This is a genomic window from Saccharothrix sp. NPDC042600, from assembly GCF_040647305.1.
Classification (GTDB): Bacteria; Actinomycetota; Actinomycetes; order Mycobacteriales; family Pseudonocardiaceae; genus Actinosynnema; species Actinosynnema mutabilis.
Genome location: NZ_JBEZBW010000004.1, coordinates 72380 through 92415, shown reverse-complemented (window position 1 = coordinate 92415; position 20036 = coordinate 72380). Strand labels below are relative to the sequence as shown.

The 20036-nt window shown below is 72.6% G+C and carries 15 protein-coding genes; 7 read left to right on the top strand and 8 right to left on the bottom strand.

Going from position 1 to position 20036, the window contains the following annotated elements; translation table 11 throughout:
* Positions 1-168: 168 nt before the first annotated feature.
* Together AB0A74_RS05095 and AB0A74_RS05090 are read right to left on the bottom strand one after the other, a co-directional pair.
* Positions 169-1008, bottom strand: a complete 840-nt coding sequence (locus AB0A74_RS05095) for a universal stress protein (protein ID WP_358247596.1) — start codon at positions 1006-1008, stop codon at positions 169-171.
* On the bottom strand, positions 1005-2882 hold the full coding sequence (locus AB0A74_RS05090; protein WP_358247595.1) for an ATP-dependent Clp protease ATP-binding subunit: 1878 nt from the start codon (positions 2880-2882) through the stop codon (positions 1005-1007). The genes AB0A74_RS05095 and AB0A74_RS05090 overlap by 4 nt, the downstream gene beginning before the upstream one ends.
* Before the next feature lie 91 nt (positions 2883-2973).
* On the opposite strand from AB0A74_RS05090, the gene AB0A74_RS05085 reads away from it, so the two are divergent.
* Positions 2974-4299 carry a M20/M25/M40 family metallo-hydrolase gene (locus AB0A74_RS05085; protein ID WP_358247594.1) on the top strand — a complete coding sequence of 442 codons (1326 nt, stop codon included), beginning with the start codon at positions 2974-2976 and terminating at the stop codon, positions 4297-4299.
* 229 nt (positions 4300-4528) lie between these two features.
* The gene (locus AB0A74_RS05080; RefSeq protein ID WP_358247593.1) at positions 4529-5239 is read left to right on the top strand and encodes a hypothetical protein; all 711 of its coding nucleotides are present in this window, start codon (positions 4529-4531) and stop codon (positions 5237-5239) included.
* On the opposite strand, the gene AB0A74_RS05075 is transcribed toward AB0A74_RS05080, so the two are convergent.
* Positions 5220-9497 (bottom strand): PxKF domain-containing protein, encoded by a 4278-nt coding sequence (locus AB0A74_RS05075; RefSeq protein WP_358247592.1) that lies wholly within the window; start codon positions 9495-9497, stop codon positions 5220-5222. The genes AB0A74_RS05080 and AB0A74_RS05075 overlap by 20 nt on opposite strands.
* 235 nt (positions 9498-9732) lie before the next feature.
* Here AB0A74_RS05075 and AB0A74_RS05070 point away from each other — a divergent pair, with 235 nt between their 5' ends.
* A complete protein-coding gene (locus tag AB0A74_RS05070; RefSeq protein ID WP_358247591.1) occupies positions 9733-10581 on the top strand; it encodes an alpha/beta hydrolase in 849 nt (282 codons plus the stop codon).
* Positions 10582-10716: 135 nt separating this feature from the next.
* Here AB0A74_RS05070 and AB0A74_RS05065 read toward each other — a convergent pair whose 3' ends face one another.
* Positions 10717-12495: a hypothetical protein gene (locus AB0A74_RS05065; protein WP_358247590.1), complete on the bottom strand. Its 1779-nt coding sequence runs from the start codon at positions 12493-12495 to the stop codon at positions 10717-10719.
* A 104-nt stretch (positions 12496-12599) separates the two neighbouring features.
* Here AB0A74_RS05065 and AB0A74_RS05060 point away from each other — a divergent pair, with 104 nt between their 5' ends.
* Positions 12600-12986 carry a hypothetical protein gene (locus AB0A74_RS05060; RefSeq protein WP_358247589.1) on the top strand — a complete coding sequence of 129 codons (387 nt, stop codon included), beginning with the start codon at positions 12600-12602 and terminating at the stop codon, positions 12984-12986.
* 35 nt (positions 12987-13021) lie between these two features.
* Here AB0A74_RS05060 and AB0A74_RS05055 read toward each other — a convergent pair whose 3' ends face one another.
* The 4 genes from AB0A74_RS05055 to AB0A74_RS05040 form a co-directional block, all read right to left on the bottom strand.
* The gene (locus AB0A74_RS05055) at positions 13022-14248 is read right to left on the bottom strand and encodes a hypothetical protein (RefSeq protein WP_358247588.1); all 1227 of its coding nucleotides are present in this window, start codon (positions 14246-14248) and stop codon (positions 13022-13024) included.
* Positions 14249-14525: 277 nt separating this feature from the next.
* Positions 14526-15344 (bottom strand): NAD(P)H-binding protein, encoded by an 819-nt coding sequence (locus AB0A74_RS05050; RefSeq protein ID WP_358247587.1) that lies wholly within the window; start codon positions 15342-15344, stop codon positions 14526-14528.
* Positions 15341-16219: an alpha/beta fold hydrolase gene (locus AB0A74_RS05045; protein WP_358247586.1), complete on the bottom strand. Its 879-nt coding sequence runs from the start codon at positions 16217-16219 to the stop codon at positions 15341-15343. The genes AB0A74_RS05050 and AB0A74_RS05045 overlap by 4 nt, the downstream gene beginning before the upstream one ends.
* Positions 16216-16668, bottom strand: a complete 453-nt coding sequence (locus AB0A74_RS05040) for a nuclear transport factor 2 family protein (protein WP_358247585.1) — start codon at positions 16666-16668, stop codon at positions 16216-16218. The genes AB0A74_RS05045 and AB0A74_RS05040 overlap by 4 nt, the downstream gene beginning before the upstream one ends.
* Positions 16669-16793: 125 nt before the next feature.
* Here AB0A74_RS05040 and AB0A74_RS05035 point away from each other — a divergent pair, with 125 nt between their 5' ends.
* The 3 genes from AB0A74_RS05035 to AB0A74_RS05025 are packed head-to-tail and all read left to right on the top strand — an operon-like array spanning position 16794 to position 20034.
* Complete coding sequence (locus AB0A74_RS05035; protein WP_358247584.1) at positions 16794-17711, top strand: hypothetical protein; 918 nt, start codon at positions 16794-16796, stop codon at positions 17709-17711.
* A gap of 56 nt (positions 17712-17767) precedes the next feature.
* Positions 17768-18379, top strand: coding sequence for a TetR/AcrR family transcriptional regulator (locus AB0A74_RS05030; RefSeq protein ID WP_358247583.1), 612 nt, complete (start codon positions 17768-17770; stop codon positions 18377-18379).
* Positions 18376-20034 carry an FAD-binding dehydrogenase gene (locus AB0A74_RS05025; RefSeq protein ID WP_358247582.1) on the top strand — a complete coding sequence of 553 codons (1659 nt, stop codon included), beginning with the start codon at positions 18376-18378 and terminating at the stop codon, positions 20032-20034. The genes AB0A74_RS05030 and AB0A74_RS05025 overlap by 4 nt, the downstream gene beginning before the upstream one ends.
* Positions 20035-20036: the final 2 nt, after the last annotated feature.

The following is a 20036-nucleotide window of genomic DNA, read 5'->3' as shown; positions in this document are numbered from 1 at the left end:
TGAACCGGTGACGGGTGCTGCGCCCGCGGTGTTGGGAACCCAGGGTGGGCGGCTTCGTTAGGTTGTTGCGGATCTTTGGATGGGCCACGTGGTCGGCCTTGGGGCGGCGGACTAGTGTGACCGCTTCCGTCGTCAGTTGATCACGCTGATCGCCGCCCCGCCGAGGACTTATCGCCCTTCCGAAGGGCGCACTACGGCCACCGGGCAGGGCGCGTGCAGGATCATCGCCTGCCCGATCGAGCCGAGTAGCATTCCGACGAAGCCGCCGTGGCCGTGGCTGCCCACGACCAGCAGTTGCGCGTCTTCGGCGTGGTCTAGCAGGGCTTGGGCCGGGGTTTCGTGGACGACGCGGCGTTCGACGGTGACGTCGGGGTACTGCTCCTGCCACCCGGCCAGGCGCTGGGCCAGCAGGCGCTCACCCTCCCGGTCCAGGACGTCCCGGTCGAACGCCAGTCGCGGCGCGGCGTCGGGACCGGCTACTACCAGCGGCGACGGCACGTGGACCGCGCGTAGCGCCGCGCCCCTGGTGGAAGCCGCCTCGAACGCGAAACCGATCGCCGCCTCACCGGCCGGCGCGCCGTCCACACCGACCACCACCGGGCCGGTCGTGCGCTCGTGGCCGCGAACGACGACTACCGGGCAACTGCCGTGCGCCGCCACCGCCGTCGCGACCGAACCGGCCCGCAATCCCTCGAACCCGCCCGCCCCGCGCGCGCCGACCACGACCAACTCCGCCTGCCGGGACTCCGCCACCAGCGCGTCCACCGTCCCGGCCTCGACCAGGCGGGTCTCCCCCGCGTGCGCGACCTCGGCCAGGATCCGCCGGCCCTGCTCCTCGTACTCCGCGCGCACGTCCTCGGCGGGCAGCAACGACACGGGGAACCCGATCGGCGGGACCCGGTAGGCGTGCACGAGGCGCACCGGCAGCCCGCGCCGCTTCCCCTCCGCGACCGCCCACCGCGCCGCCGCCTGCGCCTCCTGCGAACCGTCCACGCCGACCACGATCACTTCGACTCCTCCTCGCCCGCCCGACCGGTGATGGTCAGGACCGGTTCGGAGTTTTGCACGGTCACGGAGACGTGGTGGCCTGGGCGCAGGTCGCCGGTGAGCAGGGCTCGGGAGAGGCGGCGGTCCAACTCCTTGGCGATGGTGCGGCGCAGGGGGCGGGCGCCGTGGTCTGGGGTGTAGTTGGTGGCCGCCAGCCAGGTGACGGCCTCTTCGGTGACGTCCAGGGTGATGTTCTGCGCGGCCAGGCGGTCGCGGGTGTCGTTGAGGAGGAGTTTCGTGATCCGGCGCAGGTCGTCGGCGTCCAGGGCGCGGAAGAGGATGGTTTCGTCCAGGCGGTTGAGGAACTCCGGGCGGAAGTGCAGGACGTGCTCCGGGCCGGTGTTGCTGGTCATGATGACGACCGTGTTGGCGAAGTCCGTGGTCCGGCCGTGGGTGTCGGTGAGGCGGCCGGTGTCCAGGAGTTGGAGCAGGGTGTTGAGGACTTCGGGGTGGGCCTTGTCGATCTCGTCCAGCAGGACCACCGAGTACGGGGTGCGGCGGGCCGCGCTGGTGAGGGCGGGGACCACGTGCTGTTGGGCGTATTCGGACATGTCGAAGCGGATCAGGCGGTCCGGCGAGCCGTAGAGGGCCTCCGCGAGGGCTCTGGCCACCTCGGTCTTGCCGACGCCGGTGGGGCCGAGGAAGAGGAACGAGCCGGTGGGGCGGTCGGGGTGCTTCAGGCCCGCACGGCCCAGGCGCACGGCGTCGGCCACCGCTTCCACGGCCTCGTCCTGGCCGATGATCCGGCGGTGGAGCTGGTCTTCGAGGGTGAGCAGGCGGTGGCGTTCGGACTCGGTGAGCTGGGTGACCGGGATGCCGGTGCTGCGGGACACGACCTCGGCGATGTCGTCGGCGTCCACCCGGGGGGCGTCGGCGAGGGCGGCTCGGGCGGCGGCCAGCTCGGCTTCCGCTTCGGGCAGGCGTTGGTCGGGGTCGTCCTCGCGGAGGCGTCGGACGCGGTCCTCCAGGGCGTCCAGGTCCGGGGGCGGGGTCTTCTGGCGCAGGCGGACGCGGGCGCCGGCGCGGTCCATCAGGTCGATGGCCTTGTCGGGGAGGAAGCGGTCGGTGACGTAGCGGGCGGACAGTTCCACCGCCGCGCGGACGGCTTCGTCGGTGATGCGGACGGCGTGGTGGCGTTCGTAGCGGGCGCGCAGGGCGGTGAGGATGGTGATCGCCTGGGTGGGTGACGGCTCGTCCACCAGGACGGGTTGGAAGCGGCGTTCCAGGGCGGCGTCCTTGGCGATGTGGCGTTGGTACTCCTCGACCGTGGTGGCCCCGATGAGTTGCAGGCGGCCGGTGGTGAGGGCGGGTTTGAGGATGTTGGCGGCGTCCATGACCGCGCCCTCGGCGCTGCCCGCGCCCACGACGGTGTGCAGTTCGTCGATGAAGAGCACGATCATGCGGTTGGTGGCGGCGACCTCGTCCATCACGCCTTGGAGGCGTTCCTCGAACTCGCCGCGGTACTTGGAGCCGGCGACCATGGCGGCCAGGTCGATCGAGATCAGGCGGCGGCCGGCCAGGGTGGGCGGGACGTGGCCGGTGGCCATGCGGGTGGCGATGCCCTCCACGATCGCGGTCTTGCCCACGCCGGGGTCGCCGAGCAGGACGGGGTTGTTCTTGGTGCGCCGCGACAACACCTCGACCACTTCGTCGATGACGTCGTCGCGGCCCACCACCGGGTCCAACGCCCCTTCGCGCGCGGAGGCGGTCAGGTCACGCCCGAACCGCTCCGCCCGGCGGGTCTGCGAGACGGGCGCGCCCCCCAGGCCGGCGAACAGCTTGCCGACGAGGTCCTCCAGGGGGTTGTTGCCGAAGCGGAAGAAGTCGTCCGGCATCGCGGGCCACCTTCGTTCGGGGACACCTCCCATGGTCCTCCCCCGCAACGCGGGCGCAAGGCGGGTCGGGCCGGAGTGGTAGGAAGGCGGGGTGAGCAACGTCGAAGAAGGCCTCCGGGTGGCGCAGGACGAGGTCGTCGGCCTCGCCAGCGAGCTGATCAGGATCGACACCACCAACACCGGGGATCCCACGACGCTCGTCGGGGAACGGAAGGCGGCCGAGTGGGTCGCCGGGAAGCTCGAAGAGGTCGGGTACGAGACGACCTACGTGGAGTCCGGCGCCAAGGGGCGCGGGAACGTCGTCGCGCGGTTGGCCGGGGCCGACCCGTCGCGCGGGGCGCTGCTGGTGCACGGGCACCTGGACGTGGTGCCGGCGGACCCGTCGGAGTGGTCGGTGCACCCGTTCTCGGGCGCGGTGCAGGACGGGTACGTGTGGGGGCGCGGGGCCGTCGACATGAAGGACATGGTCGCCATGTCGCTGGCGGTGGCTCGTCGGTTCAAGCGTGATGGTGTGGTGCCGCCTCGGGACATCGTGTTCGCCTTCCTGGCCGATGAGGAGGCCGGCGGGTTGTTCGGGGCGAAGTGGCTGGTCGACAACCGGCCCGAGCTGTTCGAGGGGGTCACCGAGGCGATCTCCGAGGTGGGCGGGTTCTCGATCACGTTGAAGGACGACGTGCGGGCCTACCTCGTGGAGACCGCGGAGAAGGGCATCCGGTGGCTGAAGCTGCGGGTGCGCGGGACCGCCGGGCACGGGTCGATGATCCACCGGGACAACGCGGTGGCGAAGCTGGCGGCGGCGGTGACGAAGCTGGGGCAGCACCGGTTCCCGGTGGTGATCACGCCGTCGGTGCGGGAGTTCCTGGACGGGGTTTCGGAGATCACCGGGTTGGAGTTCCCGGACGACGACGTCGAAGGCGCGGTCGGGAAGCTGGGGGCGTTGTCCCGGATGATCGGGGCGACGTTGCGGGACACGGCCAACCCCACCATGTTGAACGCGGGGTACAAGGCGAACGTGATCCCGTCGGTCGCCGAGGCCACTGTGGACTGCCGGATCCTGCCGGGGCGGGAGGAGGCGTTCGACCGCGAGGTGGCCGAGTTGCTGGGGCCGGACGTGGAGCGCGAGTGGATCGGGCTGCCGCCGGTGGAGACGACCTTCGACGGGGCGTTGGTGGACGCGATGACGGCGTCCATCACGGCGGAGGACCCGGGCGCGCGGGTGTTGCCTTACATGCTGTCCGGGGGGACGGATGCCAAGTCGTTCCAGCAGTTGGGGATTCGGAACTTCGGGTTCGCGCCGTTGAAGCTGCCGGCGGATCTCGATTTCTCCGGGCTGTTCCACGGGGTGGACGAGCGGGTGCCGGTGGACGCGTTGCAGTTCGGGGTGCGGGTGTTGGACCGGTTCTTGCGGAACAGCTGAACCGACGGGTCGGCCGCCGTGCGGTCCGGGGTGCCGGGGCGTGCGGCGGCCGACGGCGTTGTGGGGGTGAGACCGGCTGGCGCGCGAACAGCGGCGGGGTGGACGAGCCGCGTGAGGGGGTGTGGCCTCCGGCCCCCGGTTCGATCGTCTCACGGGGGGACGACGGTTTCGGCGCGCGCGGAAGGGCCGGCCGTGGTCTCGTGGAGGGGTCGGGAGGTGGGTTGTGGGCTTGCCGTTCGTTGCCCACGCCGCCGTCCTCGCCGAGTTCCGCGGGCGGTGGCGGCGGGTGTTTCCGCTGCTCCTCGCCGGGTTCCTGGGGCCGCCGGTCGAGAGTGCGGTGACCGCCGCGGTGGGTGGGACCCGGAACGCCGGGTGGTGGGGGGTGTTGGTCGTCGGGTGCCTCCTGCCGGTGGGGTTCTTCGCCGCTCGGGGGTTCGTCAGGGCCGGCGGGGGCTGGGTGGTCGCGCTCGGTGCGGTGGTGCAGGTGGTGGGGGTTGTGGGGGTGACCGGGCGGGCCTTGTTGGGGGTGCCGCCGGTTGTGGCCGGGGTGTTGGGCGTTTTGTTGGTCTTGCGGGCGCATGAGGTGTTGTTCGACGCCGCCAACGGGGCTGTCGCGGGGACCTCCTTGGTGATGCGCAGTCGGGCTCGGGCTGTGCGTGGGTTGGGGGTCTGGAAGCCGGTGTTGGCGACCGCCGGTGTTGACGGCCGGTGGTTGTGGTGGCGGGTGGGGACCGGGGCTGACCTGCATGGCGGGCGGGTGGCGTTGCGCGACGTCCAGGGCGTTTGGGTCGCCCACGCCGACGGCCCGCCCGGCGGACCTGTGGTCGCCGTGCGGGCCGAGGGGCGGGTGATCCAGATGGTCGTCGGCGATCCCGAGGGGTTCGCCTGGTTGTTGGATCGGCGGGTCCGGGCGTTGGGGACTACTTCAGGCCCACCGTGACGTACTTGGTCTGGCCGTCGTCCAGCTTCACGCCGATCTTGTAGTGGTAGCCGGGCGTGAGGCCCTTGGTCTGCCAGGTGTAGATGTGGTGGCGGGCTGTCTCGTCCCAGCGGAACGTGCCGCCGGTCGGCGTTTCGGTGCCCGCGGACTCGTTGACCGGGGTCGTTGTCGCGCCGCCGCGGACCGGGGTCAGCCAGGTCGGCGGGGTGGCCGCCTGGACCGGCGTGCCGGCGGCGTCGAACAGCTGGAACTTCACGGGCACCGTGCTGCCCGCCTTGAACACGCTCACCGGGTTCGCCGGGTCGTTGACGGGTTGCAGGTAGCCGCTGAACCGGTAGCGCCGGACCTGGTACTTGCCGGTGCGGGTGGTGGTGTTGCCGGCCTGGTCGCGGGCCGTCGCGGTGAAGGTGTGGACCCCCTCGGCCCCGGGCTGGACGGTGACGGCGCAGGTGTCGATGCCGGAGACCGCGTCGGTGGCGGTGCACGCGGGGGCGGGGGCGGTGAAGTCGTAGATCGCGCCGTCGGTGACGGAGGTGCCGGTGATGGTCGGGGCCGACTGGTCGATGTTGATGCCGGTGAGCGAGGCCTGAGCCGTGTTGCCGGCCCGGTCGGTGACCGAGGCGGTGGCGGATTGAGCGGCGCCGTCGGTGGACAGGACCACGTCGTCGGGGCACGCCGTGGCCGGGATGCCGGAGCCGTTGTCGGTGCAGGTGAAGCGGATGGTCACCGGGGTGGTGTGCCAGGGCTTCGGGCCGCCGACCAGCTCGGCGGTGATGGTGGGCGGGGTCTTGTCCAGGCGGACGGTGACCGTGTCGGTGCCGGTGTTGCCGGCCAGGTCGCGGGCGGTGCCGGTGATGGTGGTGCCGGCGGTCTCCGTGGACACGACCGTGGGCGGGGTGAGGGTGGACGGGTCGATGCCGGAGCCGGCGTCGTCGTCGCGCGCGGTGAAGGTGACGGTGACGTCGCTGTTGTTCCAGTCGTCGGCGTTGGGGGCCGGCGTGAGGGTGTGGGTGATCGCGGGAGCGATGTTGTCCCACTTCAGGGCGGCGGTGTTGGGGCTTTCCGCGTTGCCGGCCGCATCGACCGACCAGTAGCTGATGGTGCCGGAGCCGGTGCCGTCGAGGGGGACGGCGACCGTCGTGGTGGCGCCCGCGGCGGTCTGCTCGGGGCCGCCGTCGATGCGGTAGTAGATCTCGGTGACGCCGGACAGGGCGTCGGACGCGGTCAGGACGACCGTGGCGGTGGAGCCGGTGCACCAGCCCGTGCACGGGTTGTCGGCGGTGGTGGTGGGCGGGGTGCCGTCGATGTCCACGCCGCCGAACGTGACCGGGGCGCCGGTGTTGCCGGCGACGTCCGCGGCCGGGTCGGCGGTCACCGACTGGTCCACGCCGTCCCCGCGCAGCACGCGGCTGGTCGGGCAGGTCGCGACGCCCGAACCGGCCGTCCCGTCGGCCAGGTCGGGGTCGGTGCAGGCGAAGTCGACGACGACCTCGTCGCGGAACCAGCCGGCCGCGTTGGGCGCGGTGAGCGTGGTGCCGGCGACGACGGGGGCGGTGCGGTCGATCATCACGCCGGTCACCGACGCGGGGGCGCTCTCGTTGCCCGCCTTGTCCCTCGCGGTCACCGGGCCCGCGGACAGCGACCGGCCCTCGCCGGTGATCACGCTGTCGGCCGGGGCCGAGTCGATGCCCGACAGGCCGTCGGACGCGGTCCACCCGACGGTGACGTCCGAGCGGTGCCAGCCGGCGGTCGGCGACGGGGTCAGCGTGGGCGGGGTGAGGTCGATGTCCAGGCCGGTGACGGTCGTGGTGGCGGACTTGCCGACGCCGTCGACCGCGTGGCCGGTGGCGGACTGGTCCGCGCCTTCGCCGACCTCCACCGGGTCGGCGCACCCGGCCACGCCGGACTGGGTGTCGTCGCAGGTGAACGTCACGGTGACGGGCGCGTTGTGCCAGCCGTGGGCGTTGGCGGCCGGGTGGTCGGCGGTCACGGTCGGGTCGGCGTCGTCGATCCACACGGCCAGGGCGCGCGGGTCCTCGGTGTTGCCGGCCGCGTCGGTGCTCCAGTACGCGATGGTGTGCTTGCCACCCGTGGTGAAGGCGAACGTGCCCGTGTAGGGCTGGGCGGGGCCGTCGTCCACGCGGTAGTGGGTCTGGGCGATGCCGGACAGGGCGTCGGCCGCGTTCAGGGTCACGTCCACGCGGTCGGCGTGCCAGCCGGCGGCGACGGGCGCGGCCTGCGTGGCGGGGGCGGCGCGGTCGATGCGGATGCCGCCGGTGGTCGCGGTGGTGGTGTTGCCGGCCTTGTCGGTGCAGGTGGCGGTGGCGGCGAGGTTCGCGCCCTCGCCGGTCACCGTGCTGGGCGCGGGGGCGTCGAGCACGCCCGAGGCGGTGTCGGCGCAGGTCCAGGTGACGGTGACGTCGTCGGTGCTCCACGCGGTGGTCGAGGGGGTGCCGGTGAGCGTGGGGCCGGTCTTGTCGATGTTCACGGTCAGGGTGGTGGTGGCGGTGTTGCCGGCCGCGTCCGCGGCGGTGCCGGACGCGGAGTCCGCGCCTTCGCCCAGGACGGTCGGCGACGGGCAGGTGTCCACACCGGACAGCGCGTCGGCGCACGTGTAGGTGACGGTGACGTCCTCGCGGTGCCAGCCGTGGGCGTTCGGGGCGGTGGCGGGCTCGGCGCTGATGGTCGGCGCGGTGCGGTCGAGGTTGACGCGGACCGGGTCGGTGGCGGAGTTGCCGGCGTGGTCGGTGGCGGCGCCGTCGGCGGCCTGGTTCGCGCCCTCGGCGGTGACGGTCCGGTCCGGGCCGCAGCTCGCGACGCCGGAGCCGGTGTCGGCGCAGGTGAACGCGACGGTGACGGTCCCGGCGTGCCAGCCGTTGGCGTTGGCGTCGGGGGTCATGGTGTGGGTGATCGACGGCGGGGTCTTGTCGATGTCCACGGTGACCGTGCGCGCGGTCTCGGCGTTGCCGGCGTGGTCGATGCTCCAGTAGGTCAGCGTGTGCGTGCCTTCGGCGGTGAACGGGACGCTGGTGCCGGTGTTCTCCGGGCCGCCGTTGACGGTGTAGCGGGTCTCGCGGACGCCGGACAGGGCGTCGTGCGCGGTCAGCCCCACGGTGACGTCGGTGTTGGTCCACGTGCCGGGCGCGGTGGCGGTGGTGACGGGTGCGGTGCGGTCGATGTCGATGCCGCCGTGCGTGGTGGTGGCGGTGTTGCCGGCCTTGTCCGTGGCGGTGCCGGTGGCGGACTGGTCCGCGCCCTCGCCGTCCAGGACGACCGGGGCGGCGCAGGTGTCCACGCCGGACAGCGGGTCGGCGCAGGTGAACGTGACGGTGACCGGCTGGTTGGTCCACCCGGTCGCGGTGTGCGAGCCGGTGATGGTGGGCGGGGTGGTGTCGATGGCGATGCCGCCGGCGGTGGTGGTCGTCGTGTTGCCGGCGTTGTCGGTGGCGGTGCCGGTGACGGACTGGTCCGCGCCCTCGGTGGTGAGCGTGCGGGCGGCGGAGGTGGTGCCGTCGGCGTGGCAGGACGCGATGTGCGACAACGGGTCCGCGCAGGTGAAGGTGACGGTGACCGGGCCGTCGCGCCAGCCGTGGGCGTTGGCGGGCGGGGTGGTGGCGGCGCTGATCGCGGGCGCGCCGGTGTCGCGGCGGACCACGACGGAGGCGGTCGGGCCGGTGTTGCCCAGGGCGTCGGTGGCGGTGCCGGTGATCGTGGTGCCGGCGGTGTCGTCGGTGACGGTGGACGGGGGCGTGACGGTGCCGCCGCCCACTCCCCCGCCGTCGTCGGCGGTCCAGGTCAGGGCGACGGCGTCCCGGTGCCAGCCGGCCGCGTTGGCGGCGGGGTCGAGGGACGCGGTGGCCGTGGGGCCGGTGTTGTCGAGCACGTGGGAGACGCCGGTGGTGGCGGTGCGGACGGTGCACACGCCGTTGGTGTTGACGTTCTCGCCGATGGTGACGGTCGCGGTGCGCACGCCGTCCGCGCCGGAGCCGGCGGGGCGGGTGAAGGTCCAGGTGGTCTTGGCGGTCGGCGAGGTCTGCGTGGTCAGGCCGGTGACCTGCACGCATCGGGCGCGGTCGTCGGTCTTCACGGTGAGCGTGAGGGTGCTGCCGGACTTGGCGTAGTAGAGGCCGCCGGCCGAGATGCCACCCGCGGTGTAGGCGGCGGCCGGTGAGCCGAAGGTGGTGGCCTGCGCGACGGGCGGGGCGAGCAGCGCCAGCGCCGCGACGACGACGAGTCCTCGCCGTGAGGTCGGGTTCATGGGTGCACCGGTTCCGGTCGAGGGCTCCGCCGAACGGGTCACGCGGGCGCGTCCGTCCGGTCGTTGACGATTCATCTGTTGGTCCGTGTTTCGGGTGGTGCTCACGGCCCGTTAGCGGTTCCGCCGGATTGGGGTCTTTGGTCCCGCCCGGACGGGGACCTTCGCGGCGGAACCGTGACGTTCCGTTCGGCTCGTCGTTGATCCGGGTGAGGTCCGACGACGAAAGGACGGCGGTATGGCGACCGAGCGGTTGCGGCTGGAAGACGGCACCGAGCTGAACCTGGTGCGCAGCGGCACGCCCGACGCCGAGGTGACCGTGGTGCTCGCGCACGGCTACGCGTTGGACCACCGCAGTTGGCACCGGGTGGTCGCGGAGCTGCCGGAGTCGGTGGCGGTGATCGCCTACGACCACCGCGGCCACGGCGCGTCCGGCCCGGCCACCCGGGAGACCGCGACCATCGAGCAGCTCGGTGACGACCTCGGCGAGCTGATCGAACGCCTCGTCCCCACCGGTCAGGTGGTGATCGCGGGCCACTCGATGGGCGGCATGGCGGCGATGGCCATGGCCGAACGGCGGCCCCGGCTCTACAAGCAGCGCGTGGCGGGGCTGGTGTTCGTGTCCACGGCGGCCAGCGGCCTGTCGGAGACCTCGCTGGCGTGGCCCAAGGCGCTGGGCAAGCTGGTGCGGGAGCTGGAACGCGCGTTCGGGCCGATCGTGCGGGCGGTGCGCGAGCGCATCGAGCCGGCGAAGACCGCGGGCCTGCGGTGGTGGCTGTTCGGCGACGAACCGCGCGCCGAGGACGTGGACCTCACGGCGGACATGGTGTGGGCGCACTGGCCGGAGACGATCGCGCTGTTCCGCCCGGCCGTGGACCGCTACGACCGCGAGGCGGCGCTGACGGTGGCGGCGGAGAAGCCGGTGATCGCGATCGTGGGCGACGAGGACCGGCTGGTCGGCGAGTACAACGCGCGGGCGTTGGCCGAGGCGGTGGGCGGCGAGTCGATCGTGGTCGAGGACGCCGGCCACATGCTGCCGCTGGAGGCCCCGGTCGAGGTCGCGGCCCAGATCGTCAAGCTGTCCTGACCTCCGGCGGGGGGGGGGGGGGCCCCCGCCCCCCCCCCCGGGGGAGACCCCCCCCGGCGGGGCCCCCCCCCCCGGCCCCCACCCCCCCCCCCCCCCCGGGGGGGGGGGGGGGCCCCCCCCCCCCCCCGCCGGTCGTCAGACCGCCCGGTGCAGGCCCCGGACCCGGGACGCGTTGGCGTAGAGCCAGGCGAACAGGATCCACATGCCGGCGAAGATCAGGCCCACGATCACGTACGCGACGACCCACAGCACGGCCGGCGTGTCGCTCTTGCGTTCGCGCTGCAGGAAGTCGATTTCGGCCATGAACGCCCGTGCCCCGTCGCGCGCCTCGATGGCGGCGGCACCGGCGGCCGGGTCGGCGGGGGCGTAGATGGGCAGGATCGCCATCACGCCGTCGGGGGTGTGCAGGCGGACGCCGGACTTCCACTGGCCGTAGACCGGCAGCGGCTGGGCGGTGCGGTAGACGCCGTCGCCGACCTCCTCCAGCGGGGTCGTGGCGAAGTCGCCACCCTGCCACGCGAAACCGTTGAGCCACACCGGGTTGTCCACCGGGCGTTCCAGGCGGACCGTCGCGTGCACCCACTTCGGCGTGGCGTCGCTGTTCGGGTTGGACACCTCGAAGCCGGCGCCGGCCTCGGCCAGCGTGAGCGTCCCGCTCGTCGGCTCCGGGTCCTGCGGCACCGCGACCGCCGCCATCAGGCCGACCGCCGCCAGCGCGCCGACCAGGCCGGGCAGGTGGCGCGGACCGGCGCTCTCGGACCGGTCGGCGACCTCCTCGACGCGTTCGTGCTGCCACACGCCGATCAGCGCGCCCGCCACCGCCGCCGCCGTGCCGTAGGCGACGTACCAGACCAGTTGGTGCGACGGCCACGGGTTGGGCATCAGGGTCTGCGACAGCGCGGCCTCGCCGAGCATGCCGACCGTGCCCGCCCCGACCCCGGCGACCAGCGCGAACCGCCACCTCGTGACGAACAGCGCCGCCGCTTCCACGATGATGGCCTCGGCCAGGTACGGCAGCGGCACCGCCACGTGCAGGTCGGCCACCGCGGGGATCGCCGAGTACAGCACCCGGCTGCCCAGCAGCACCGCGAGCACGATGAGCGTCCCGCCCGGCCCCCACGACAGCCGCCCGACGGTCAGCGTCCACGCCCCGACCAGCCCGACCAGCACCACCTGCGCGAGCATCGGGAACTGCGGCACGCCCAGGTCGAACTCCATCAGGAACGTCGACGCGCCCATCAGCCACGCGCCCGCCAGCACCGGCCCGAGCAGCCGCACCAGCCGGCCGTGCGCGCCGACCTGGCGTGCCTCGGCCAGCAGGAGTTGGAGCCCGATCACGACGCCGACGCCGCCGCCGATCATGAGGATGTGCGTGGGACCCCACTCGGTGACGTCCTGCCCGAACAGCCGGTGCCACACGTCGTCCAGCGGGAACCCGGCCACGCCCACCAGCCCGGTGGCCGTCATCTGCACGCTGCCCATCGGCACGCGCCAGTCCTTGGTGATCCGCAGGGTCCGCGTCGGCAGCGGGTCCTTGGCCAGGGCCGCGCTGACCAGGCCGCTGGCCAGGATGCCCATCAGGCCGAAGTAGATCGGGAAGTGCGACGGGTTGGCCAGCGGCCCCTCGTCGCGGCCCAGCTCCATGTGGATCGGGACGTCCCAGTAGACCCCGACCAGCGCCGCGAACCCGGACAGCCCGGCGAGCCCCATCGGCAGCGCGGCCCAGCGCGGCAGGCCGGTTCGCTGTGCGGCCCGGTCGGCGAGCCGCCCGACCGCGTTGGGCCGCCCGGCCCGCTCCTTGACCGCGAACAGCAGCACCGGCACGAACACCACGGCCGCCATCCCCGCCGCGACCAGGACCTGCCAGAACTCCGCCCCACCCGCCGGTGGTGCCTCGTGTGCCAGGACGTGCATCGTCGCCTCCTGCCGTGCGCCGGGTTTCGGTGACCATACCAAATATGTGTAACTTCGAGTAGCAGTTACTGAAGATCGCAGTCATTGCTCTCTAGGCTGACCGGGTGATCTACACCGACACCGAAGCCCGCACCCTGCGCACGGCCGTGTTCGGCGCGATGGTCCTGGTCTCCACCGCCGAACCGGGCGCGCTGGACCAGGAGAGCCACGCCGGCATCCGCGCGCTGGCCACGTTCTCGCCGGCCCTGCGCGAGGTCCTGTCCGCCGACCACCCGGTGCTGCCGGAGGGCACGGTGGCCGACGTGGAGGCGGGCGTCCTGACGGCGCTGCGCCGGTCGACGGAGATCCTGTCCGCGAAGTCCCCGGCGGACGCGCGGACGTTCCCGGAGGCGGTCCTGTCCGTCTGCCGCGAGGTCGCCACGGCCGACGGGTTCGTGGGCGAGGGCGAACACGCGGTGATCACGCGCGTGCGCGAAGCCCTGACCGGCTGAGCCGATCACATGGCGGCGATCGTCGCCTGCGTGGGCTACCGCTGAACTCCGGTGATGGACCGATCGTCGACCGCGAGGTAGATGTCCTCGGTGGCCGCCTCCAGGTACCCGGAGACCGGTTCGGCGCTGAACCTCGGTTCGCTCCCGACCAAGTCGTCCCACTCCGACTCCGCGCCTCTGTAGTAACCCTGCTGGGTCTCGGCGGCAGCGGACGACCGGCGCTCGCGCTCGAAGACGTGCAGGTGGTGCAGTCGTCGTTGGGAAACGTCCTCGATCTCGTTCTCGCCTGCATCGGGTCGCGGAGGTGGTTGCCGGACGTTGACCTCGGAAACAAGCTCCGCCTCTACCCGCGCGAGGCTCGCGCAAGCGCCATAGAGGCGGCGCGACATGCCGATGACCAGATCGGTGCCGGGAACCTGCGCCGTGAGCATGTCGGACTGCCGAACGCCCCTGCGCCCTGGCCGAGACCGCGCCTCTCGGCGTGCTTCCTCAGTCGCGGGATCGTCCTCCAACAGCGCGACCGTTCCAAGTCCGCCCCGGCGTCCGCGCTGCTCCGCGACACCGGAGCCGACCGGCAGCACGGTGAGCGACTCTGTCGGCATGGCCCTCAACGCGAGGTACAGGAGCATGCGTGACCGCGCGAGTGGAAGCAGGCCGTCGTCGGTCGACCAGTCGTCCCGGGGCGTACCGGACACCTCTTCGACGTCGATGATCATGAAGAGCCTGTCCTCAAGACTGGTGCCGCACAGCACTCTCATGTGGGGACCCACCATGAGGCCCTGGCGGCACAGTTGCTCGACACCGTTCGCGAGCATCGGCTGGCCCAGTCTCCGACTGCCTTTGGCTTCGACCAGCCACGTCAAGTCACCGGTCGCCGGGTGATAACCGACGAGGTCCGGCAGCCCGGAGGCGGTGGACCAAGCGGGACCAGCGTCAACGGGTGTCAGCGACTCGGCATGAGTGGTCGGACCGAGGCCCAACAAGCCGCGACACGCCCACTCCGCCATGGTCATGCCCATGCGGTAGCCGAAGGCGGTCTTGGCCGTCGCTTCGGTCCCGTCCGTGTACACGACGTTCGGCTCCACGACGAAGCCCGTGCTCCCCCAAGCTGGGCGCGAAGTGCGGCCGAGGTAAGCCGACAGCGGAGCCCTCCGTGCGACGATCTCCGCCCACGCCAGAACGGGGGTCGCCGTCAGCCACGTCGTCACGTCCCGACCGACGGACATCGCCGCGTCGATGACGTCGCGCCAGGTCGTGGCCACCCGGTAGGCCCCGGACGGTGGCACGTCCGAGGGCGTCGGCCAGGGCCTGGACGCGCTGGCGACCGCGTTGGGCCTGGGCCGCACGCTCGGGCTGAGCGGTGCGGATCGACGGACGAAGACGGGGACGTCGAACGCGTCCGCTGGTCCGATGAGTGAACCCGTGGCACCCGGCGGTGGCTGCATGGCCGCGAGCTTCCCAGAGTTCGGCGGGCATTCGCGTTCCCCTGAACGAACCCTTCTCCGACTCCGCGGAGCGAGCCGGAGAAGGGCGTCCCCGTCACGCCGTCGCGAACTCCGCCGCGTGCGCCCGCGCCCACGTGCCGAAGTCGCGCGGCGGGCGGCCCGTCACGTCCTGGACCGTCGGGTGCACGCGGGACTCGTCCAGGGTGCCGTCGCTGTAGAAGCTGAAGAACGCGTGCACGTACTCCGCGGGCATCGCCGCCGACATCTCCGCCCGCGCCACCTCGTCCGGCAACGCCACGAAGGACAGGTTGCGGCCCAGCACCTCGCCCAGCACCCGCACCCGGTCGCCGGGCAACAGCTTCTCCGGACCGCTCAGCGCCAGCACCTGCCCGGCGAAGTCGGACGTCAACGCCCGCGCCGCCACCTCGCCGATGTCGTACGGGTTGATCATCGCCACCGGCACGCCGCCGAACGCGTCGCGCACCACGTTCCCGGCGGCCAACTGCGGCAGCCAGCGCAGGGTGTTGGACATGAAACCGTTGGGCCGCAACACGGTCCACTCCAGACCGGACGCGAACACCGCCTCCTCGGACCGGATCATGTACCGCGACACGGCGTTCGCGGTGTCCGACGCGGTCACCGCCGGGCTGGACAGCAGCACCACCCGGCGCACGCCCGCGTCCACGGCCTTGGCCAGGATGCCCGGCATGTCCCGGTAGCCGGGCAGCAGGAACAGCGACTCCACGCCGAAGAACGACAGCGACGCCGGGTCGTTCAGGTCGCCGACCACCTGCGGCACGTCCAACGGCGTCGGCGACCGCACCAGCGCCCGCACCTCGACCCCGAGCGCCACCAGCGCGCGCACGACCTCCGAGCCCACGTTGCCGGTCGCGCCGGTCACCAGCACGGTCACAGCGTCTCCCGGAAGTGCGCGGCGGCGGCAGCCGCCGACATGGTCACGTTCGGCTCCCAGTCGTAGAAGTCGAACTGCGTGCCCTCGGTCCACACCAGCGCCTTGTGGCCGGGCAGCCCGGCGTAGAAGCGCCGCGCGCCGTCGGGGATGGCCGCCTGTTCGCTGTGGACCATGATCGTCGGCGCGGACACCCGCGGCGCGAGGGCGATCGAGTCGTAGCCCAGCCAGCCCGGCCACGCCATCACCGCGAACCGGTTGGGCCACTCCGGGATGCCGCCGCGCTCGGGGTTGAGGTAGAAGTCGATCTCCATCGGCATCGCGGCCCGGGGATCGGTCCCGCTCACCACCGGCACGTACTCGACCTCGCCGGTCGCCTCGAACCGGGCCCGCGCCTGGTGCCCGGCCTCGGTCCGTGCCGCCACGCCCTCGGCACCGCCGTACGCCTCCTCGCAGATCGCGGCGTCGTGCAGCCACGGCGCGACCAGCGCCAACGACCGCACCCGCGGGTCCTCCACCGCGACGCCCGCCATGTACATCGCCGCCGCGCACACGCCCAGCGCTCCCAGCCGGTCGCCCATCACCTCCGGGTGTCCGGACAGGAACGTCAGCGCGTCGCGGATGTCCTTGATCTTGCCCGCCGGGTCCTCCACGTCGCGCGGCTCGCCGGTGGACTCGCCGAAGCCGGTGAAGTCGAAGGACAGCGCGGCGATGCCGCGGTCGGCCAGGCGGCGCGCGTACCGGTCGGCCATCAGCTCCTTGACACTGGTCCACGTCCCGGCCACGACCACGGCGGGCGCGCGGAACTCCGGCAGGTACAGGTTGCCGGTCAACTCCTCGCCGTCGCTGTCGAAGACGACGCGCTCCACGATGGTCACGACGCGCCCCCGGCGGCGGCCAGCGCGAGCAGGTCCTTGTTGCCGTCGGCCCAGACCACGGTCATGACCACGCCCGCGATCCGCCAGGAGCCCTCGACGCGCACCAGGTGGAACTCGTAGTCCCCGCCCAACGTCCACAGCGGCGAGCCGAACCGGTTGGCCAGCACGTGCGTGGCCTGGAAGGACGCCGTGCACACCGCGCTGTCCCCGGCGGCGGTCACCAGGTGGTTGGTCACCAGGTGCTGGGTGGCGTCGAACGCGCCCAGGAAACCCGACCACGCGGCCACGATCTCCGCCGGGGTGAGCACGCCCGGCTCACCCCCGTTGAGGCTGGTGTAGTCAAGGGTCACCGAGGGCGCGAAGACCTCGGCCAGCTCGTCCCACTCCCGCCGGTCGGCGTGCACGGCCATCCGCGTGCACACCTCGACGATCTCCGCCCTGTCGCTCACGGTCTCCCCCTCTGCGAACCCGGTTGTCCGTGCGAGGATCGCCGGAAGATCATTGCGGCTGAAGTCCAACAACCTGCACGTTCGCTGCAGCTTGTTGCAGGCAACGAAAAGGAGGGTCGCGCGCGTTGAACCTGACAAGCCTGGGGCTGACGGCCGACCAGGAACGGGTGTACCGGCACCTGCTGCGGTCACCGGGCCGGGCGCCCACCGACCTCGACGGCCTCGACGTGCCCGCGGTCCTGGCCGAGCTGCACGAGCTGGAGGTGGTGGACGCCACCCACACCCCCGTCCCGCCCGCGGTGGCGGTGGACCGCCTGATCCGCCGCCGGGTCGAGGAGACCTCGCGCGAGCTGCACAACCTCAGCTCGGCGTGGGTGGTGGTGCGCGACCTGGTCGAGGAGCAGACCCGGGGCCGGCCGGTGGAGCTGGTGGAACGCATCGAGGGCGCGGACACCGTCAACAACCGGGTGTGGCAGCTGGCGTCCACGTGCACCGAGACGATGAACATGAAAACGCGCCCGATGAGCCGCGCGCGGGCCGACGACAAGGCGGTCCGCGCGTTCCACCGCCGGCTGGCGGCGGGCCTGCGGTGCCGGACGCTGGTGCCATCGGCGTCCCTGGACGACCCGGCCCAGCACGACTACGCCCGCCGCCAGCACGCCGCCGGCGACCACCACCGGATCAGCGACGAGTACCGCCGCCAGGTGCTGATCATCGACCGGGCGGTGGCGTTCGTGCAGCTGGACCCGGCCGACGGGCAGGCCGGCGCGCTGGAGGTGCGGCAGCCGGGGATCGTGGCGACGCTGGTGGAGGCCTTCGAGGGCACCTGGTCGCGGGCGCGGGAGCTGGACGTGCCGCTGACCACGATCGAACGCCAGGTGCTGCGCAGCCTGGCCGAGTACGACAAGGACGAGGTCGCGGCGCGGGCGGTCAACGTGTCGCTGCGCAAGTACCGCACCCACGTCGCCGACCTGATGGCGCGCCTGGGCGCGGCGACCCGCTTCCAGGCCGGGATGCTCGCGAAGGAACGCGGCTGGCTCTGACCACTTCCGATACAGCGGTGTACCCGATACATTGGTGTATCGAGAGTGAGGTTCGCATGCCGCCCACCCGCCGCCGGGCCGAGACGCTGCGCCGCCTGCACGAGGCCGCGCTGGCGGTGTTCGCCGCCGAGGGCTTCGGCCGGGCCAGCGTCGAGCAGGTCTGCGAGCGGGCCGGGTTCACCCGCGGCGCGTTCTACTCCAACTTCGCCTCGCTGGACGAGCTGTTCCTGGCCATGTGGGCGGAGCGGTCGCGGGCGCTGCTGGAGGACCTGCGGGCGGCGCTGGCGGCGGCCGACACCACCGACGTGCGCACCGCCCGCGACCTGGTGGAACTGGTCGACGCGGCGGTGGGCGTGGACGACGCCTGGTACCGCGTGACCGCCGAGTTCACCGCGCACGCCCTGCGCACGCCGGGCCTGCGCGAGGTGGTCGCCCAGCGGGAGGACGCGATCGCCGGCACCCTCACCCCGGTCCTGGTGTCCTTCCTGCGGCGGGTCGGGCGCGCGGTCGCCGACCCGCGGGCGCTGGCGCTCGCGCTGGTCGCCGTGCACGACGGGACCACCGTGCAGTGCCTGGTCGAGCCGGACGACCCCGCGGCGCGCCGCCGCCGGCTGGACCTGTTCGAAGCTGTCGTGCTCGCCTACACCACCCCGGGAGGGGACGCATGAACCCGGACGTCATCGTCGTCGGTTCCGGACTGGCCGGCCTGGTCGCCACGCACGAGCTGGCCAAGGCGGGCAGGAAGGTCCTGGTGCTGGACCAGGAGAACCGCAACAACCTCGGCGGGCAGGCCTTCTGGTCGCTGGGCGGGCTGTTCCTGGTCGACTCGCCCGAGCAGCGCAGGCTGGGCGTCAAGGACAGCTACGAGCTGGCCATGCAGGACTGGCTGGGCAGCGCGGCGTTCGACCGCGAGCGCGAGGACCACTGGCCGCGGCGGTGGGCGCAGGCCTACGTCGAGTGGGCCGCCGGCGGCAAGCGCCAGTACCTGCACGACCTGGGGTTGCGCGTGCTGCCCATGGTCGGGTGGGCCGAGCGCGGCGACGGCAAGGCCGACGGCCACGGCAACTCCGTGCCCCGCTTCCACCTGACCTGGGGCACCGGTCCGGAGGTGGTGCGGGTGTTCGCCGAGCCCGTGCTGGGGGCGGAGAAGCGCGGCTTGGTGGAGTTCGGCTTCCGCCACCGCGTGGACGAGCTGATCGTCGAGGACGGGGCCGTGGTCGGCGTGCGCGGGGCCGTGCTGGAGCCGTGTGACGACCTGGAGCGCGGCAAGGCGTCCTCACGGGAGGTCGTGGGCGAGTTCGAGCACCGGGCGGCGGCCGTGGTCGTCGCGTCCGGCGGCGTCGGGCACAACCACGACATCATCCGGAAGTACTGGCCCACCGAGCGGTTGGGCAAGTGCCCGGAGACGCTGATCTCCGGCGTGCCCGCGCACGTGGACGGCCGGATGCTGGGCATCAGCGAGACGGCCGGCGCGAACGTGGTCAACCGCGACCGGATGTGGAACTACACCGAGGGCATCGTCAACTGGGACCCGATCTGGCCCGACCACGCGATCCGCATCCTGGCCGGTCCGTCGTCGCTGTGGTTCGACGCGGCGGGCAAGCGCCTGCCGGCCCCGAACTACCCGAGCTTCGACACGAACGGGACGCTGAAGGCGATCCTGGCCGACGGGCACGACTACTCGTGGCTGGTGCTGACGCAGACGATCATCGAGAAGGAGTTCGCGCTGTCGGGGTCGGAGCAGAACCCCGACATCACGAGCAAGGACGTGAAGCTGGCGTTGAAGAGCCGGCTGGCCAAGGGCGCGCCCGGCCCGGTGGAGGCGTTCAAGCAGCACGGCGTGGACTTCGTGGTCGCGCGGACGCTGCGCGAACTGGTCGACGGCATGAACAAGATCGCCCGCGGCCCGAAGATCGACCACGACGACTTGGAGCGCCAGATCGTGGCGCGCGACCGGGAGCTGGGCAACAAGTACGGCAAGGACCTGCAACTGGCGGCCGTCGAACACGCGCGGCGGTACCTGGGCGACCGGATCACGCGCGTGGCCAAACCACACCGCATCCTGGACCCGGCCCACGGCCCGTTGATCGCGGTGCGGCTGAACATCCTGACCCGCAAGACGTTGGGCGGGTTGGAGACGAACCTGGACTCGCAGGTGGTGCGCGCGGACGGGTCGGTGCTGCCGGGGCTGTACGCGGCCGGTGAGGTCGCCGGGTTCGGCGGCGGTGGCGTGCACGGGTACAACGCTCTGGAGGGGACGTTCCTGGGCGGGTGCGTGTTCTCGGGGCGTGCGGCGGGCCTGGCACTGGCCCGTTCGCTGTGAGG

Excerpts from the sequence above, each read along its gene's own strand:
- AB0A74_RS05090 (WP_358247595.1), bottom strand. The coding sequence starts at position 2,882 with ATGCCGGACGACTTCTTCCGCTTCGGCAACAACCCCCTGGAGGACCTC.
- AB0A74_RS05075 (WP_358247592.1), bottom strand. The coding sequence starts at position 9,497 with ATGAACCCGACCTCACGGCGAGGACTCGTCGTCGTCGCGGCGCTGGCG.
- AB0A74_RS05070 (WP_358247591.1), top strand. The coding sequence starts at position 9,733 with ATGGCGACCGAGCGGTTGCGGCTGGAAGACGGCACCGAGCTGAACCTG.
- AB0A74_RS05065 (WP_358247590.1), bottom strand. The coding sequence starts at position 12,495 with ATGCACGTCCTGGCACACGAGGCACCACCGGCGGGTGGGGCGGAGTTC.
- AB0A74_RS05030 (WP_358247583.1), top strand. The coding sequence starts at position 17,768 with ATGCCGCCCACCCGCCGCCGGGCCGAGACGCTGCGCCGCCTGCACGAG.
- AB0A74_RS05025 (WP_358247582.1), top strand. The coding sequence starts at position 18,376 with ATGAACCCGGACGTCATCGTCGTCGGTTCCGGACTGGCCGGCCTGGTC.